The following is a 16,821-nucleotide window of genomic DNA, read 5'->3' as shown; positions in this document are numbered from 1 at the left end:
CTTATTTCTTCTGTGAAGAACTGAGTTTAATTTCGCTTTCAGGAAACGTCTCAATCGCCTCGACCAGCGAGGTGATGAAGCGGGCGCCGTCGGCGCCGTCAATCACGCGATGGTCATACGAGACGCACAACGACATGAATGAGCGCGGAATAAATTTCTTGCCGTCATAAACCGGCTTCACCGCGCCGCGTCCGACGCCTAATATCGCGGTATTCGGCGGGTTCACAATCGGCGTAAAGTGCGTACCGCCGATACCGCCCAGGTTTGAAATGGTGAACGAACTGCCCTTCATCTCTTCTGAGGACAATTTGCGATCGCGCGCTTTGGCGGCGAGTTCTTGTAATTCGAGGGATATATCCAGAATACTTTTCTTGTCAGCGTCGCGAATCACTGGCACCACCAAGCCCGCTTCAGTATCCACAGCGACGCCAATGTGGAAATACTCTTTATAGACGATCTCATGTTTTACTTCATCGAGGCTGGCGTTGAAGATGGGATAATCTTTTAACGCTTTGACGACGGCTTTAATGGTGACGCTGGTGAGCGTTAAACTCGCGTCTTTCTTTGCGTAGGCCGCTTTATACTTCTTGCGCAATTCCATGACGTCGCTGATATCGGCTTCATCAAACTGATAGACATGCGGGATGGTGTTCCACGCGTCTTGCAGACGGCGCCCGATGGTTTTTCGCAACGATGAGATCGGCTCAGATTTCACTTTGCCCCATTGCGAGAAGTCGATGGATTCCGCCTTGGGTTTTGACGGCGCGGCGCTTGGCGCACTCGAAGCCGCCGGAGCAGCCTGGCGCGGCGAATCTGCCAGGTTCTGCAAATACTGAATGTACGTTTGAATATCTTCAATCAGGATGCGTCCGCCATGCCCCGAACCGGGCACGCGGGAAAGGTCCAGACCAATCTGCGCGGACATTTTGCGAATACTGGGCGAGGCCGGCGGTGGATATCCGCTGCGCGACTGATAGCGATAACTGAGATAGGGGTCTTCAACTTTTTGTCCGTCATAGGGCGTATGAATGGGCGACGGGGCCGCTTCGCGCTCTTGCGTCACTGCGGGCGCAGAGCCGTCGCCTGACGAAATTGCGACCAACTTCTGGCCTTCATTAATCACGTCGCCTTCATTGACGTAAACCTCAGCCACAACGCCCGCAACCGTTGATGGGATGGGCGCAATCGCTTTTTCGTTTTCGATCTCAATGAGCGGTTGATCTTTTTCAATCGCATCGCCCGCTTTGACCATGATAGAGACGACCGTGCCCGAATCAGCGCCTTCGGCCAACGCAGGCAAGACGACATCCGTCCGTACGCTTTTCTTCGCGGCGGGGGCCGATTTCGATTGAGATGTTTTTTTCTTGGGCGCCTCAGATTTGGCAGCGGATTTATCTTTGGCTGCCGCGCCGCCTTCACCGACCGCAACTAATTTTTGGCCGACTGAAACCGTATCGCCTTCCGCCACATAAATTTCTGTGACCGTACCAGCCGACGTGGATGGAATCGGCGCAATTGCTTTTTCGTTTTCGATCTCAATCACAGATTGGTCGGCTTTAATCACGTCGCCGACTTTGACTAAGATCGAAACCACTGTGCCTGAGTCTGCGCCTTCCGCGAGAGGGGGTAGCAGGATATCCATATTTTACATTCGCCTCTATTTCAAATTTCCGTCATTACAAAATTTCGGGATACACTTTGTCTGGATCAACGCCCAAGTCTTTGATGGCTTTGGCAACCACTTTTCGGTCGATGGTACCCATTTCCGCCAGTTTATACAGCGTGGCGACCACGGTGCACTCGACGTCGATTTCAAAGAAGCGGCGCAAGTTCGTACGCGTTTCGCTGCGACCAAAGCCGTCGGTTCCCAGAGTCATTAAACCACCCGGCACCCACGGCGCAATCTGATCGGCAACGATCTTCATATTATCTGAAACCGCAACAAACGCGCCCGACTCGTTTTCGAGCACGGTTTCGAGATACGATTTTTTGGCTTTCTTGTCGGGGTTCAACATGTTCCATCGCGTCGTGTTCAACGCATCAGTCCGAAGGTGTTTGTAACTGGTCGCGCTCCACACGTCGGCTTTGACGTCGTATTTCTCCGCCAGAATCGCTTGCGCTTTCAAGGCGGTATGCACCATCGGGCCGCTGCCCAGGATATGCGCCTGGTGGGTTCCCGACTCGCCCGCTTTGAATTTATACAATCCTTTGAGAATGCCTTCTTCGGCGCCTTCCGGCATCGGCAAATGCAGGTGGTTCTCATTATACAAAGTGATGTAGTAGAACATCTCTTTGCCGTCGTGATACATGCTTTTGAGGCCGTCTTGAATGATGACCGCTAGTTCACAGGCAAACGCAGGGTCGTAGGCTTTCATTGTTGGAATGGTCGAAGCCATCAAGAGGCTGTGACCGTCCTGGTGCTGCAAGCCCTCGCCGTTGAGCGTGGTGCGGCCTGAGGTCGCGCCCATCAAAAAGCCCCGGCAACGGGTGTCGCCCGCCAGCCACATCAAGTCGCCGACGCGCTGGAAGCCAAACATCGAGTAGTAGGTATAAAACGGAATCATGTGACGGCCCAGGTTGGTATACGCCGAACCAGCGGCGACGAACGACGCCATCGAACCGGCTTCGGTGATGCCTTCTTCTAAAATCTGACCGTCTTTTTGTTCGCGATAAAACAAGAGGCTCTCTTTATCGACCGGCTCATACAACTGGCCTTTCGACGAATAAATGCCAATCTGACGGAACAGCGCGTCCATACCAAACGTACGCGCTTCGTCAGGGATGATCGGCACAACATTTTCGCCAATATCTTTGTCGCCCAATAACTTGGTCAGGATGCGGACAAACACCATGGTGGTTGAGGCTTCCTGGGTTCCGCTGCCGCCGAGAAAATCGCTGAAGAAGTCCATGCCCGGCGTGTTGAGCGGTTCGGCGTTATCTTCGCGCTTGGGCAAAAATCCACCTAACGCTTCACGATGTTTCAACAGATATTGCGATTCAGGGCTGTCTTTCGGCGGACGGTAAAACGGCGCGTTGACGACTTCTTCATCATCAATGGGAATTTGAAAACGGTCGCGGAATTCACGCAATTCGCGTTCGTTCATCTTCTTTTGTTGGTGGGTGATATTGCGGCCTTCGCCCGCCTCGCCTAAGCCGTATCCCTTGATGGTTTTCGCAAGGATAACCGTGGGCTGGCCTTTGTGATCTAACGCTGATTTATAAGCGGTGTAGACTTTTTTGGGATCATGACCTCCGCGCAGCAATTTTTGAATGCGGTCGTCGCTCCAATGGTTGACGCGCTCCATCAGTTCAGGATATTTGCCGAAGAAATGCTTGCGCGCATAACTGCCGGGTTCTACCGAATATTTTTGGAACTCACCGTCAACCACTTCACCCATGCGCTTGGCGAGAAGTCCGTCATGGTCGGTTTCGAGCAACTCGTCCCAGTCGGTACCCCATATTACTTTGATGACGTTCCAACCGGCGCCGCGAAACAACGATTCGAGTTCTTGAATGATCTTTCCATTGCCGCGCACCGGGCCGTCAAGACGTTGCAGGTTGCAGTTGACGATCCAAGTCAAATTGTCGAGCGACTCGCGGCCCGCCAGAGTTAACGCGCCCAGGGTTTCGGGTTCGTCCGACTCGCCGTCACCGACGAACGCAAACAGATGGGGTTCTTCTTTGCCTTCGGGCAAGAGGTTGCGGCTTTTCATATAGCGCACAAAGCGCGCATGATAAATTGACGTAATTGGCCCCAGCCCCATTGAGACCGTCGGGAACTGCCAGAAGTCCGGCATCAGGTAGGGGTGTGGGTAAGACGACAGCCCGCCGTCTTCCGCGAGTTCCTGGCGGAAGTTGTGCAACTTTTTGGCGTCGATGCGGTATTCCATGTAGGCGCGGGAGTAATTGCCCGGCGAAGCATGGCCTTGAAAGTAAACCAGGTCCGCCATGCGCTTGTCGTTGCCCGCGTGAAAGATGTGGTTGAAGCCGACTTCATACAACGTCGCGAGTGACGCAAAGGTCGAGATGTGCCCGCCCAGCCCCGCATTCACGCGGTTGGCCTGCACCACCATCGCCATCGCGTTCCAACGCACCAAACTTTTGATGCGGCGTTCGATGTCGCGGTCGCCAGGGTATTCGGGCTGTTCGCTCGCGGGGATGGTGTTGAAATAGGGCGAACTGACGGTGATGGGCACTTCGACGCCGTTCTTGCGCAAGCGGCGAATCAAATTATTCATCAAAAAAGAAGGCCGCGGCGGTTCTTCTGACTTCAAGGCGTGACTATAAATATAATCCATCGAGTCGAACCAGTGGTTTGACTCAGACGCTTTTTGAGTATTGTCCTCCAGCAAGTCATCGTGTGAATACGCTGGAGTGTTTTTTGGTTCCGTAGACACGGCGTATCTCCCTATTGGTTTTACGTTTTGTTTCAGGTAAACGGCTATTTTGCGTTTTCAAAATCCGGTTCGGTTTAGACAGCGAGTTGAATCCGGGCTTGATTCTAAACAACGACTCTCAAACTCAGGTGCAAACTTACAAATGAAGGTTCTCGATCTTTCGTTCTCATCACCCTATCATACCATCGCCTGCGACGAAGCGCTGTTGCTCATGCGCGAAGGCGACGATAGCGGGCCGATTTTACGGTTCTGGCAAACAGAATCGCCGTTTGTTGTCCTGGGCCGATCGAACAAGGTCCAACTGGAAGTCAACATCGACGCGTGCCGGGAAAACCATGTCCCCATTGTACGTCGGACAAGCGGCGGAGGCTCTGTCATCAATGGACCGGGCTGCCTGAACTATACGCTGATCTTGCCGATTGAGCCGGACGGGCCGCTGGCCAAAATTGACCGTACTTATCTATATGTACTAGAGCGACACAAATCCGTTTTACAAGAATTGGTCGCTGGCGATGTTCAAATTCAGGGCATTTCTGATTTGTCCGTTGACGGTCGAAAGTGCTCCGGCAACGCGCAACGCCGCAAAAAGCGCTATGTTCTCTTTCATGGAACATTCTTGCTGCAATTTGACATCGAATCCGTGACGCGCTTATTGCCGATGCCGTCAAAACAACCCGACTACCGCGCCCAACGCCGACACGCCGAATTTTTGACCAATCTCAACATCGAAGCCTCTCTATTAAAGAAACGGCTCATGCAAATCTGGGAGGCAAACGGACCACTTGAGTCGGTTCCCTCTGACCAGATTGATGAGCTGACGTCGAAGCAGTTTTCACAGGATGAATGGACATATCAATTTTAGTTGTTTTACGCCGAAGTTAAAGCAGTAGAAGCCATTAGCAGCGGTTCGCTTGTCGTTTTCATTAGAAATTAACGACAAGCGCAAGTGTATTTTATACAGGTGCAGCATCAGTAAAGCGGTCGTTTGCCTACGCTATCCCTACGAACAAAACGCTCTAACTCACTAAAATTTAAGGGCTTCCGCGAACGAAAGCCCTTAGCATTCATCTAGTTAAACCTTCACGACGACATTTATTGGGCAAAAAATTCCCCGAGTTCATCTAACAAGCCATTATTGATAACGTCGCCAATGGCAAAAACAACCATGCCTTTAACTCCAGTATCTTTCACCCGCTGCAAGGTTTGGACGAACTTATAGGGCGGCCGGTAATATTTCGGGTATTTTTCGACAACTGATTTCAGTGAGATGACTGCTTTAGCGCGGTTGGCGTCGTTGGGCGAATTGAAATACGCCTTCAGCGCATCCGCAACGGCCCCATCGGTTTTTTTCAAACTTGCTTCCACCGCAGTAAACACAGAAGCAAAATCGTCGCGGATCTCGTCATTTTCAACGATACGTCGGGCGGCGCGATGAAACGCGCTTTCTTCTGAATACAATTGATAACTGGCGATGCCCGGCCACAGGTGCTTGGCGTCGCACGCCCACTGCTTCTGTTGCATGATGCTCTCTTCCAACAGGTCGAGGTGCTGCTCGAACGTGCCGGGATAATGCGAACGGTAGTCCATCGGCATCATGTATTGCACCCAGTCGCTAAACTCGCGCCAGTCTTGCCCGATGAAGCGCCCGCTGTGGACGGGGTTCTTAAACACCGCAGCGGAAAATTCCATCTCGGGTTTGCCGACACGGACTTTTTCAAATACATCGCGGGTGAACTGCGCGATCCAATGGATGCGGTAATTATAAAAGAAATAATCGAGGTCGTAGCGCCCGCCGTTGAAGAAGCCGCCTTCTAACAAAAAGCCGCTCTTGGCGCTGCGCGGCATGTTCGCCCAGTTTTCGGGCAACACCCTCGGGCCTGGCTCCCAATGCGCTTCCAGATAGGGGCGGTCATAGTTGGGGTGAAAGGCTTCGTCCGGGTAGGCTTGTTTGTAATAGCCCGCCCATTTTGGTATTTCTTCCAAGCAATAATCGCAGAAACAATAGGTGTCAGGCGCGAGGTCGCCCGGATAGCGAACATAATCATGATGGATGGCGTCGATGTCATATTTTTGCGCAAACTCATCAATCAACGGGACCAACCACTGGTCGGTATACCCCGGGCGACGCGCCGGGCACATCCAGCGCATACCGTAATTTCGTCCGCGAAGAATTTCGCTGTCGGTGGTTTTGTCGTTGGCGTTACGCATCGACCATTCGGGATGCGCTTTGTCCGCCGCCGAGTTGGCGCCCTCAGGGAAATCACAGAACCAAGCGTGCACCTCGATGTCGCGCTTGTGACATTCATCAATCAAGATCGCGGGAAAATCGAAGTCTTTATATCCCTTACGAACGCTATCAGGAAATTTTTCGCTCGGATAATAAATCTCGCCGCCGATGCCTTTCACCATCATCACCAGCGTGTTGATGTGAGCGCCTTTGAGTTTCTCTGCAAATTCAGCGATAGACTCGCGGCTGTTGCCAGCGACGCCGGGATGCCCCCACACCGCGCGGCCTTCAAGCGACTGGCATTCACCGGATACGCTGCATAGAACGGATACCGCAAGCACGATTGAAGTAAAAATCGTTTTCATATTATTCATTCCATTTCACAGAGATTTTCGCATCCTGGCGAATCATCGCTTTGCCATACACGCCGTCGCTGCGCTTCATATACACCCAGGCTTCATATCCGTCTGGATTCAGCATTATCATCGGGGCGCCAAGCAAGTTCGCATCATCGCCCCATTTCAATTCAAACGACGCAGTCGTATCTGACCACATTCGATTCGACTCTCTAAAATCGCGCTGTTGGTAATAAAGATCATTCAACACGCGACGCGCCGTCATAGATTTATCCGGCTTAAACGCACCGGCGCCGGGCGCTGCATCGCTAAATTGTAAAACGCCCCATTTTTCGGGACGGTGCATATCAACAATACCTTGCGGCGACCATATCCAATTGTCTTCGCGCCGTTTGGGCACTTTTTGATAGAAGCCATCTTCGATGGTGTGTTTCCACTCGACCCGCGAGAAGTTAATGCGCCATTGGTCGCCCGCTTTGGGAGCAGGCGTTTGTACGCCCGTGTACGTAAAGCCGCTCCAAGGGAACGCCATCTCCACCGTCCACGACGTATCTTCATCGCCGGGGTCATTCAATGTTCCCTCCACTGAAACATCGTGCAGCAAGCCGTCGATGTCCCAATCGTTTTCAGCGGGGCCGCCGTCCTTGTAAGGCTTAATCAATATCAAATCCCAAACGGTATTGAGCGCATTGATTTCAATTTCAAAATAATTGTGAGAATCCGCATCAGGGTCGATAAAGATTTCGAAATCATTATCGTTAAAAATTACCGAATCGCGTTCGGTCAGAGTTCCCCACACATGCGGCTCGGTCAGTTCGGCGGCGATGTAAAGGTAGTTCTCGTCCCATAGCATTTTGGAGCGGGTTGGATGGAGCGGTTCCGGTTTACGGTCGCCTTCGATATCAACGTGATATTCAGTCCATTCCGTGCGCTGCCAGGCGGGGTCGTCGAGTTTTCCATCAATCGTAATCTCTGATCCTGCTTGATAGCAAATATAGTGGAGGCGGGGCATCTCATTCATGCGCTGCCGCATTTGCCAATTGCTCGACTGAGCGAAAATGGGCATACAAAAATATGCAGAAAAGAATAGAAGCAATAGTCTACAATTCATAAAATCTCCAGTTCATTCAAAAAACATTCACACGATAAGAATGCCATTAATTTTCTAGTTAGAGTTTTAAAAATTATAGCGCAATCCACTCTTTTCTAAACAACCGTTATTAAACAATTGAACAAAGAAATAAGATGCCGGGGCCTAAAAAAACGCCGTCATTCAATGTCTTCGAGGGAATGTAACAAATTAGAAATAGCGCTTACGAATCACGATTTTCCCGAAATCAACCGTCGCGTCAAATTCTGTTTTGAATACTTCAAGATAGGGGTTTTCGGCTGCGGGCGCCTCATTGATCGTCTCAATGGTGATTGACCGCACTGGCGAGGCGGAACGCTCTAACCAACGATGAAAGATTTGTAAAAAACGGGGCAGGTTTTCGTTGGTTGCATCGGCATGAATCGTCAGTTGTTTGCCCTGGCGGCGCGACAGCAAAGCGAGTTGGGTTCCATGATAGACGAGGTGGTTTGACAATCGGCGCTCCGGTAGGCCGTCTTTCAGCCCCTCAATGTTAACGCCGCACAACGACGCCGGATCGACCGCGCTCAGCCAGTACACCACGTCAATCGGCTGGGACTGTTGAAAAGAATGCAGCGACGCCGCGCTCATAAATTGCAAACCGTGAACGCCTTCAAAAAAATATCCGCCCACGATTTCGCCGGAGAGTTCCATCACCCGCAACGCTTTGAATAATTCACCCCAACGAAATGGCGGCGACTCGCGCAACAGCAGTTCACGGAACAAGATTCCATAGCAATGTCTATTTGAATTTTTGTTAACAAAAGCGTGTTGCATATATGTATATGACAATTCTTATTCTTGTGGAGTCTTATGGGGAAAATTTCTTATTGACAAAGGAATAATATTATTGTAAACATGTTAATATCACACCCGAAGGGATATCATCATGAGACGATTGGTTACTGTTGTCCTTTTTACTCTTCTATCATTTTCCACAGTCTTTTCTCAAACGAATCTTCTCAATATCGATTTTTCAGCCGATACGACTGAAGCCAATGGCATCAGCGTCATTGGCGCAGGGTTCGGTGAATATCCGCTTCCAGACATTTCTTATGGAACCATTCCAACCGATAACGCGTTTGATGGCGCTACCGATGGTCGAGGTATGATTATTGAAGCAGATCCTGGTGAGGGCGTCATGGTCAACATGGCGCCGATTTTCACGTCGAACATAGCATTGCTTCGCTGCTCAGTCCGTTCAACGGCGCCTAATGTGTCTGTTTATCTGGTCTCAATTGATCTTGGTGAAGACTTGGTAGTTTCGACGATTTCACCTAACGTCTCCAACCTCTTTGTCGATCAATACCAGCGGATTGCAGATTTCTTTTTACCGCCTTCGATAGGTTTTCAGGGGATCATTCAAGTCGTCAATACAAGTGAGACAGAACCTGTTACGGTCTACTTAGATAATTTTCAAATTATTGATTTAGGCGATGAAAAAATTGAAATTGATCTTAATGAAATCATCAACACTGAATCGCCCCTCCTACCAAACCCAACTTCAACAATTACACCCGTACCAACAAACTTACCGATTTCTACTCCTACACCGAAACCAACACCACTTTCACCAGACGAAGCAACTGTTAATCGTGTTTTGCCAAACTTTTATGAGAATGGGCAAGAAGCGGAAGTCTCTTTTGAAATCTTAGTTTCTGATTCTATTGCTTCGAATAGTGGATTATCGATTACAGAAAATGTGCCTGAGGGATGGGAAGTTATCAGCATCAGTGATGCAGGAAGTTGGGATGCAGTAAATCAACAGTTAAAATGGCTTTTTCTTCCAGGAGTTTTACTACCAGATTCCATTGATTATGTAGCCGTTCCTTCAGATTCTGTTGCTGGGACTCAAGTATTTACTGGGATGATCGTTTACACCTTAAATTTCAATCCAATTCAAAAAAAAATAGATGGTGATAGATTTCTAAAATCAATTGCGCCGGTTGAAGTTGAGGTTCTAAGGGTATTGCCGGATTCATATCAAGCAGGAATACCATTTACAACGCAATTAAAATTCAATGTAGACGCAGCAATAATGAATGAAAGCGGAGTTTCAATCATTGAGACGCCTCCAAATGGTTGGAGTGTTGACACGATAAGTGATTCAGGAAAATGGGATGAAATTAATCATCAACTCAAATGGCTATTTCTTCCTGGTACGCAATTGCCAGAAACCCTTACTTATACAATTACTCCAATCTCCAATGGAAATATTTCAGAATACTTTTCTGGATCTACCTTCTTCACCAAGGAGTTTTTGCCGCAAGAGGTTATCACTATTGGCGACTTAGCAATTAATATGGCAAATCCTATTACTTCTACGAAGTATCAATTGACAGACATTTATACAGTTCATTCAATGGATAGCAATCAAGATTTTAGAATTTCCACCAGCGAAATGATGATATACATTGCTCAGTGGAAATCCGGGGGGGCTGTATCAACAAGTGACATGATGTCTGGTATAGCGATTTGGAAAGCAGGAGAGATTTACCACTTTAATGGCGAAATTTTTGTTCCAGGTGAAGGAGACCAGCCAACGCCTCAACCAACATCAATTCCAACAATCACAATAATCCCTTCAGAAACGCCGAGACCTATTCCTGTCGTATATGTTTCAGATTCTAATCCTCAAGACATCCAGGATCGCGTGGACACTGGCTCCCATGTAGACACTGATGCATATTTTGATAGAGAATTAGTGATTAATTGGAACGACCCTAATTCAACAAACGCATACGATTACCACATAACTGTATCTAAAGATAATGGACAGACATTTGAATTCTTGGGTAATTCTAATTCACCAACAAGTAATTATTTTGAGTGGTCTCCAAATGCTGAAAGTGTAAACGTAATATTTGAAAATGGCCCTCAAAGTGGTACGATTTACCTATTTAGTGTTTTTAGAATAGAAAAAACAACGTTTGAAGCTAGGTTTCTTGGTATATCAGAAAGCATTGAATTGCTTTTAACTGATTTACCCACACCAACTCATATTTATCCTCCTACATACACACCCGTTCCGACAAGAACTCCGACGCCGGTACCGACCATTACTCCGACGCCGGTACCGACCGTTACGCCGACGCCGACGCCGCGGCCAGGTCAAATAACGATAGATTTGAATTTACCAGATGGGGCGATGCCATTAAAAATGGAATTAATTCCTGCGGGCGCATTTACCATGGGGTCTCCAAGTAATGAGAGTGGTAGATATTCAGATGAAGGTCCGCAGCACCAGGTGACTTTGACGAACGGTTTTTATATGGGGAAGTATGAAGTGACGCAAGCGCAATGGTCGGCGGTAATGGGTTCCAATCCATCTAGTTTCAGTGGAATGAATAATCCGGTGGAATCAGTTTCATGGAATGATTGCCAACAGTTTATAGAGAAGTTGAATGGCATGAATCAGGGTACATTTCGGCTTCCGACGGAAGCGGAGTGGGAGTATGCGTGTCGTGCGGGGACGACCACACGTTTTTATTGGGGTGATGATCCAAATAATTCTCAAATCAATCAGTATGCTTGGTATGATTCAAATTCTTCCTCTAGAACACACGAGGTAGGAACCAAGTTGCCAAATCCATGGGAGCTGTTTGACATGAGCGGAAATGTGTGGGAGTGGTGCCAGGATTGGTATGGAAGTTATTCATCTAGTGCTCAAATTGATCCTGTAGGGCCATTAGGGCCATCATCGGGTTCGGGCCGTGTCATACGCGGCGGCGGCTGGGACGGCGGCGCTCGGAGCTGCCGGTCGGCGCTTCGCGGCCAGGGCTCGCCTGACTACCGCGGCAACCGCTTTGGCTTTCGCCTTCTTAGGTCGCCAACGGCTACGCCGACCATTACTCCGACGCCGGTACCGACCATTACTCCGACGCCGGTACCGACCATTACGCCGACGCCAACAGTCACTCCAACGGCTACGCCGAGCATGACATCCACTCAACTTTTAGAAGGACAAAGAGTTACAGGGAGTTTACCTACTTGGACGTCATTTGTTTGGTACAGATTCGTACCCACCTCAACGAAATCCTATACTATTGAAACTTTTGCAGTAGGCGGGAAAAATCCAACATACACTGATACAGTCCTGGACATATATACAGATCCCGAATCCATTTCATTGGAGATGAATGATGATGGAGGCGACGGGCGCTTATCTAGAATTACAAGAACATTAATGGCTGGAACGATATACTACATCAAAGTGAGCGGCGGCGGTCCTTTATATGGCGCTACCGATTACGCAATCGAAATCTCATGATGTTGCCGAACAACCTCGCGGATGGCTTTGGCGTAAGGCAACCAGACATTTTTATCATTTGCGGCTTTCTCTCCAACCGCAGGGTAACGAACGCAGACATCGAGTTTTTTGATCGAACTGCATTCAACAATATCAATGTCTCTTGGAACAAATACCGACTGTCCGTTTCGCGTTTCGAGCCGACGCCCCGCCACCCATTCCGCCACCACTTCGAGAGGATTAATGGTTGCGCTCAGCGCCAAGCGTTGAAACTCGCCGCTGAGCATCACCAATCGGTCAACCGCCGTAATGAGATGGGCGCCGCGTTTGGTGGCCGCGACGGAGTGCACTTCATCCAAGATCAGCGTCCGTACGGAACCAAACACCGCGCGTCCACGTTTTGAATTAACGAGTAGGTTGAGGCTTTCGGGCGTGGTAATCAAAATTTCCGGCGGGCGCCGCAACATGCGGGCGCGTTCGCTTTGGTCGGTATCGCCGCTGCGCACTGCGACGCGCACATCGGGCGGTTCCATGCCCGCAGCCGTCATCCGCGCGCGCAGTTCTTGTAATGGAGAAAGCAAGTTTCGCTGTATATCATTGTTGAGCGCTTTGAGCGGCGAAATGTAGATCACCTGTAATTCGCCGCAAGGCCAAGCGCCCGTCAACAGTTGGTCGATCGCCCACAAAAACGCCGCCAGCGTCTTGCCGCTGCCCGTCGGCGCCGTCGCGATTACATGCCGCCCGCTTACGATACCCGGCCAGCCGCGTTCTTGCACCTCGGTCGGCTCGCCCAATTGCTCGGCGAACCAGGTTTGCACCAGTGGACTAAAAAGCGAAAGCGAACCTGCCATTCAATTACCTTATGTGAAAGTTAATGAGTTATCTTGAGGCGCCCGCCCACAGAAATCAAATCGAGTAAGACACATTTCCTCACCATATCCCATCGTTCTCTTAAATAGATTTTTGGCTAACATTGCGAGAAAGTGGTGCCTACGTAAATTTTAAAGGTTACCATAAAAGTAGAATATATTCCTTCATAGCTAATCGGCGATGAATAGCGCTCGATCACAAAAACACATTCATATACATAGGCTTACATTCAGATTTAATTGCAAATTAACCCAAATATAATTTAGTAATTTTATCAGAATATACATTATTAATTTTATAGACTTTCATAAAAAAGATAGCATAAAAAACAAACAACTATTACTGACGATTCACTTCATAGCTATAATTGCATATAGGAAACAAGTTAATTTCCCGTTAATTCATACAGAGGGATTTTAGATAAACCAACCTGCATTTCAACATAAGAAGGAGAAACAGCATGAATCATCGGCTCTATCACCACTTGCCTTATCTTACATTGATTTTAGCCATTGTATTTTTCTCAAATGCATCGTTTGCCGCCAATCACTCTTTCCTGCAAAGTTATGAAGGCCCGCAAACCTGCTTGCAGTGCCACGATGGCAAACTTGAAGAAGTCATGGCGAGCACTCACTTTACCTGGCGGACGGAAAACGCAAACATCGGCTACCCCGGCGGCGGCTCTCACGGCATGATCGACCGCTTCTGCGCCCTGGTCGGCAGCAACGGCATGGTGAATTTTACCGGCGATTTTGGCGACCATAAGATTTCTACGTCTTGCGGAAAATGCCACGTTAGCCAATATCTGCCCTTCCCTGACCCGCAAACCGGCGAGTTTTCTGACGTGCAAAAAAACAGCATCGACTGTCTCGTATGCCATGCGGAAAAATACGACATGAACGGCGACGGCGTCTATGAAGAATTTGAACCCGCAGGCTGGCGCCAACTCACCACCGATGAATTCGGCGGACGCGTGTGGAGCCAAGACCATAGCCTCGAAGCGGCGCGCAGCGTCGGTGAAGACGTCACCGCGCATTCCTGCTATCGCTGCCACAAACACGGTCAAGCCGATGCGGAATACAAACGCGGTACGCCATACGAACCCGAACACGACGTCCACGCCGCCGCAGGGATGAACTGCACGGCTTGCCACTTGGTAAAGGATCATAAGATTGCGCGCGGTTCCCGCGTATCCGACATGCACGCCTGGGAACGCCCCGAAGTCGAAGTCGATTGCAGCAATTGCCATACCGACCCACATGAAAGCGCGGCTTATAATCAACACGCGCAATTCATCGCTTGCGAAACCTGCCACATTCCTTATACGTCTGGCGCCTCGATTCGCGCATGGGCGTCGATCTTCGGTATGCAAGACGGCCCGCTGGCGAACATCCCACAATTTGATGAAGAAACCGGGACCTACGAACCCTATTCTGAATACAGCGAAGCCTATAACCAACGCCCGGCCTATCGCTGGTTTAACGGTCAAGCCAGCATGTTGGCGGAACCTGTTAACGACGCCGCCGCCTGGGATTTCATGCCTGCGACTAAAGACACGCCCAACGCGAAAATTTATCCGTTCCGCGCCATCCAAAGCGGCATGATCGCCGACATGAACGGCATCCCCGGGCTGCCGGGCTTCAACGAAAACTTTACCATGAAAGCCGGACTCGAAGGCATGCAAGACGCCATGAAAGCCTTTGGCTTCATGCGCCCCGAAGGCCTCAACGAACAAGAAAAAGCCATGCTGGGCCAGTTCCCCAACATGTTCGCTTTTGAAAAAGAACACTATCTGATGACCGGCAATATCAGCGAATCAATCAGCATCGGCATGGCCAAAACCGCCGCGATGATGTCAGGCCAAAACCCGGCCATGATGACCACCGACGAATTGATCCAGATGGGTTCGCAAATGTGGAGCGGCGAGTGGGCTGGACTCAATCTACCCGATAACCAAAATGATCCGACCTATGTTGGAGACAATAACCCGCTCAACATCACCGGTTCATTTATCAGCCTCAACCACGCCATCAAGAAAAAAGGCGCGTTAAAATGTGAAAACTGCCACAGCAACCAAAGCGTGTTGGATTTCACCGCATTAAGTTATTCGCCAGAACGCGCGGCGGAACTGACCTCCATGTTCCAATCCGGCGCGAAATTCTGGCAACTCTACTAACGAAACTCCATCTTTTACTATCCAGTTTGCGGTCTGGTTTTTCCAGACCGCTTTTTTTTATTCAAATTTCCAACGATAGGTTGCAACGGTCTTCATTTCAATCACATCTTCAAATTCCATCTCGCCGCAACGGACCCGAAATGATTTTTGCGGCCCGGCGTTAGCGACGACCATTACCATCGAACCGTCAGGGTTACGCACAACCAGGTTCGCATAGTTATTATCGCCCGCCGACGAATCAATTCTCACTGCGCCGCGTTGAATGAAGCGTGAAAAATGGCCGTACATAAAGTGATCAAAGTTATAACGCACGCTGTTATCGGCGAGGCGCTCAATTGACGTGGGAGTGGCGTCATGCGGGCCATTGTTGGGTTTTTGGTTTTCATCTAAAAACAAAACCCATGCTTGATAAGTGCGCGACCAGTTTCGGAAAATTTTTATAATTTCAATCGCGCCGTCGGTTTTGAACGTTGAACCTTCGGTGAAGAAAATATCTTTTTCAGGGAACTTTTTCTTGAAAGTAGTCTGCGCCTCCGCCTTTCCTTCATACAAATGAAAAGCCGTACCGTACACATACTGCGCCGCCTTTTCGTCACGAAGAACCGTATCGGGAAACTCCAATAAATTCCAATTATGGTCCCAACACCAGATCGGGGTGGTTAAATCAGCCTTGCGTAATTGCGGCCCCAGAAAGTCGCGAATGAAATCACGCTGATCTTCGGCGCTCCAATAGCAGGTCGGATAATATTTGTTTGGATAGTCAGGCTCATTCTGCGGCGTAATCGCATAAATGGGGATGCCCTCCGCCTGGTAGGCTTCTATGAACTTCACCAGGTATTGCGCATAGACATCATAATATTTTCGCAGCAGCCGTCCGTGTTTGAGCGAACCGTTATCTTTCATCCAGGCGGGAGGGCTCCATGGAGACGCGACAAATAGCAATTCAGGGTTTATCGCCAAAGCCTCTTTCAAGACAGGCAACACATAGGCGCGATCTTTTTCGATTGAAAAATGCTTCAGCTCGAGATCCGTCTCCCCCTCAGGCATATCATCGTACGAATAAAACGGTTCGCCGATGAAATCAGACGCGCCAATACAGATGCGCATGATATTCATGCCGTTGCCGTTTATGGGATCAACAATTTGGCGTATCACTTCCGAACGCGCCTTGGAACCCAGTTGGCTCAAGTTCCAGCAGGTCGAATGTTCAAGTGAAGCGCCGACGCCTACGATGGATTGAAAAGATTTCGCTGGATCAATGATGATCTGCGCTGCTTTTTTTGATGGGGAGGATGTGCGAATCGCTTCGAGCGGCGCCATCCAAACTGAGGCGCCTTCTGAACTCACCCACCTCTCAACCTCAGCCGATACAAACGATATAGAACACGTACACAGCATTAGAATATAAAAACACACA

10 protein-coding genes are annotated in these 16,821 nt (G+C 49.4%); 3 read left to right on the top strand and 7 right to left on the bottom strand.

Annotated elements, in window-relative coordinates:
• Position 1: 1 nt before the first annotated feature.
• Together P9L94_00740 and aceE are read right to left on the bottom strand one after the other, a co-directional pair.
• On the bottom strand, positions 2-1,642 hold the full coding sequence (locus P9L94_00740) for a 2-oxo acid dehydrogenase subunit E2 (protein MDP8242577.1): 1,641 nt from the start codon (positions 1,640-1,642) through the stop codon (positions 2-4).
• 34 nt (positions 1,643-1,676) lie between these two features.
• The gene (aceE, locus tag P9L94_00735; GenBank protein ID MDP8242576.1) at positions 1,677-4,397 is read right to left on the bottom strand and encodes a pyruvate dehydrogenase (acetyl-transferring), homodimeric type; all 2,721 of its coding nucleotides are present in this window, start codon (positions 4,395-4,397) and stop codon (positions 1,677-1,679) included.
• A gap of 142 nt (positions 4,398-4,539) precedes the next feature.
• Here aceE and P9L94_00730 point away from each other — a divergent pair, with 142 nt between their 5' ends.
• Positions 4,540-5,259, top strand: coding sequence for a lipoate--protein ligase family protein (locus P9L94_00730; protein MDP8242575.1), 720 nt, complete (start codon positions 4,540-4,542; stop codon positions 5,257-5,259).
• A gap of 230 nt (positions 5,260-5,489) precedes the next feature.
• Here the strand turns inward: P9L94_00730 and P9L94_00725 are convergent, their stop codons facing one another.
• The 3 genes from P9L94_00725 to P9L94_00715 form a co-directional block, all read right to left on the bottom strand.
• Positions 5,490-6,989, bottom strand: coding sequence for a family 10 glycosylhydrolase (locus tag P9L94_00725; protein MDP8242574.1), 1,500 nt, complete (start codon positions 6,987-6,989; stop codon positions 5,490-5,492).
• 1 nt (position 6,990) lies between these two features.
• Positions 6,991-8,001 (bottom strand): carbohydrate-binding family 9-like protein, encoded by a 1,011-nt coding sequence (locus P9L94_00720; protein MDP8242573.1) that lies wholly within the window; start codon positions 7,999-8,001, stop codon positions 6,991-6,993.
• A gap of 279 nt (positions 8,002-8,280) precedes the next feature.
• A complete protein-coding gene (locus tag P9L94_00715) occupies positions 8,281-8,886 on the bottom strand; it encodes a hypothetical protein (protein ID MDP8242572.1) in 606 nt (201 codons plus the stop codon).
• A 112-nt stretch (positions 8,887-8,998) separates the two neighbouring features.
• On the opposite strand from P9L94_00715, the gene P9L94_00710 reads away from it, so the two are divergent.
• Entirely contained in the window at positions 8,999-12,379 is a 3,381-nt protein-coding gene (locus P9L94_00710; protein ID MDP8242571.1) for a formylglycine-generating enzyme family protein, read from the top strand.
• On the opposite strand, the gene P9L94_00705 is transcribed toward P9L94_00710, so the two are convergent.
• Entirely contained in the window at positions 12,358-13,209 is an 852-nt protein-coding gene (locus P9L94_00705; GenBank protein MDP8242570.1) for a DEAD/DEAH box helicase, read from the bottom strand. The two genes, P9L94_00710 and P9L94_00705, sit on opposite strands and share 22 nt — an antisense overlap.
• 479 nt (positions 13,210-13,688) lie before the next feature.
• On the opposite strand from P9L94_00705, the gene P9L94_00700 reads away from it, so the two are divergent.
• Positions 13,689-15,404, top strand: a complete 1,716-nt coding sequence (locus P9L94_00700) for a hypothetical protein (GenBank protein ID MDP8242569.1) — start codon at positions 13,689-13,691, stop codon at positions 15,402-15,404.
• Positions 15,405-15,461: 57 nt separating this feature from the next.
• Here the strand turns inward: P9L94_00700 and P9L94_00695 are convergent, their stop codons facing one another.
• Complete coding sequence (locus P9L94_00695) at positions 15,462-16,751, bottom strand: glycoside hydrolase family 30 beta sandwich domain-containing protein (GenBank protein ID MDP8242568.1); 1,290 nt, start codon at positions 16,749-16,751, stop codon at positions 15,462-15,464.
• Positions 16,752-16,821: the final 70 nt, after the last annotated feature.

Source organism: Candidatus Hinthialibacter antarcticus (assembly GCA_030765645.1).
GTDB lineage: Bacteria > Hinthialibacterota > Hinthialibacteria > Hinthialibacterales > Hinthialibacteraceae > Hinthialibacter > Hinthialibacter antarcticus.
The sequence above is the reverse complement of the archived record's forward strand: the minus strand, read 5'-3'. Positions and strand labels throughout refer to the sequence as shown.

Coding starts and splice junctions, on each gene's coding strand:
- P9L94_00740 (MDP8242577.1), bottom strand. CDS start 1,642: ATGGATATCCTGCTACCCCCTCTCGCGGAAGGCGCAGACTCAGGCACA.
- P9L94_00730 (MDP8242575.1), top strand. CDS start 4,540: ATGAAGGTTCTCGATCTTTCGTTCTCATCACCCTATCATACCATCGCC.
- P9L94_00725 (MDP8242574.1), bottom strand. CDS start 6,989: ATGAAAACGATTTTTACTTCAATCGTGCTTGCGGTATCCGTTCTATGC.
- P9L94_00720 (MDP8242573.1), bottom strand. CDS start 8,001: ATGAATGAGATGCCCCGCCTCCACTATATTTGCTATCAAGCAGGATCA.
- P9L94_00715 (MDP8242572.1), bottom strand. CDS start 8,886: ATGCAACACGCTTTTGTTAACAAAAATTCAAATAGACATTGCTATGGA.
- P9L94_00710 (MDP8242571.1), top strand. CDS start 8,999: ATGAGACGATTGGTTACTGTTGTCCTTTTTACTCTTCTATCATTTTCC.
- P9L94_00705 (MDP8242570.1), bottom strand. CDS start 13,209: ATGGCAGGTTCGCTTTCGCTTTTTAGTCCACTGGTGCAAACCTGGTTC.
- P9L94_00700 (MDP8242569.1), top strand. CDS start 13,689: ATGAATCATCGGCTCTATCACCACTTGCCTTATCTTACATTGATTTTA.